Consider the following 1,199-nt stretch of genomic DNA (forward strand, 5'->3'; position numbering starts at 1 on the left):
GAAGTTAACTTCGCTGGTTTTTTGTTGTGTATAAAATTAGGTGTTTTCATATTAAGAGCCATATGAGGTCTTAGATTATTATAAGTTTCAATAGACTCTTTTACTAATGTTTCCAATTCAATTTTTGTATTACATTTATAAATAAGGAATTCGTTTTTTAATATTCCGTTAATTCTTTCTGCTAATGCATTCTGGTAACAATCATAACCAGTAGTCATAGATGGTTTTATATTATGTTTAGCTAATTTACTTTGATATATTTCAGAGCAATATTGTAATCCTCTATCAGAATGGTGTATCAAATCAGAGTTAAACGTTCTATTTTTAATAGCCATATCAAGTGCCTTGACTACATTTTCACTATTCATATTATCACTTAAATGATATCCCATAATTTTTCTACTATAGGCATCAGTTACTAAAGACAAATAGTGTGTTGCTTCTCTTGATTTAATATATGTAATGTCACTAACAAAATAGTGTTCAGGTTTATCTACTGTTTGATTTAACATAAGGTTTTTATGTTTTCTTAACCAATGTTTAGAGTTGGTAGTTTTGATATAATTCTTTTTTGGTTTTATAAGTAAAGATTCTGAACGTAAGTAAGCAAACAGGGCATCTCTTCCTATTTTAATTCCTTGAGACTTAAATTTATCCTTTAGCAGATAATATAGTTTGCGTGTACCTATTCTTGGCATCTGCATGCGTATACCTAAAACTAAAGGTTTAATTTTTGATAATTCTCTAGAACGTGCTTCTTGACGCTTTATACTTTGATAAAATCCTTGTCTGGATATCTCAAACAATCGACAACAACAAGATAAACTTACTTCTTGCTCTTGTCTGATGCGTTGGATTGTTGAGATGAATACTTTTTTCTGATAGATGTACCATATTGACTATCTGAAATATCAATCATTGTATTGAGAATCTTGTTCTTTAGTCTCTCATCTTCGAGTTCTCGCTCCAATCGCTTGATCTTTTGGGCTGGTGTTTCTTTGGATTTTGATCGCATTAGTAAGGCCGGTTTGCTCCAATCTAAGGTACCATGTTTTCTTAACCAAACCAAAACAGTGCTCCTTCCTTGGATGCCATACTGCTTTTGGGCTTGTTTATAAGTGAGTTCACCTTTTTCTACTTGGGATACTACAGCCAGTTTAAAGCCTAAGTTATAATCCCGTTGGGTACGCTTTCTCTTG

Annotated in this window: 1 protein-coding gene; it reads right to left on the bottom strand. The window is 31.9% G+C overall.

Features of this window, described 5'->3' with window-relative positions:
* Nucleotides 1–1,199, bottom strand: a protein-coding gene (locus tag ACYEKI_RS21205) for an IS3 family transposase (protein WP_459213215.1) whose coding sequence is annotated in 2 segments (ribosomal slippage) — nt 1–871 and nt 871–1,199 — 1,200 coding nt annotated over the 2 segments. Because the reading frame shifts where the segments join, the coding sequence is not laid out codon by codon here. This gene is flagged as partial in the annotation.

This window comes from Aquimarina rhabdastrellae, from assembly GCA_947387485.1.
GTDB lineage: Bacteria > Bacteroidota > Bacteroidia > Flavobacteriales > Flavobacteriaceae > Aquimarina.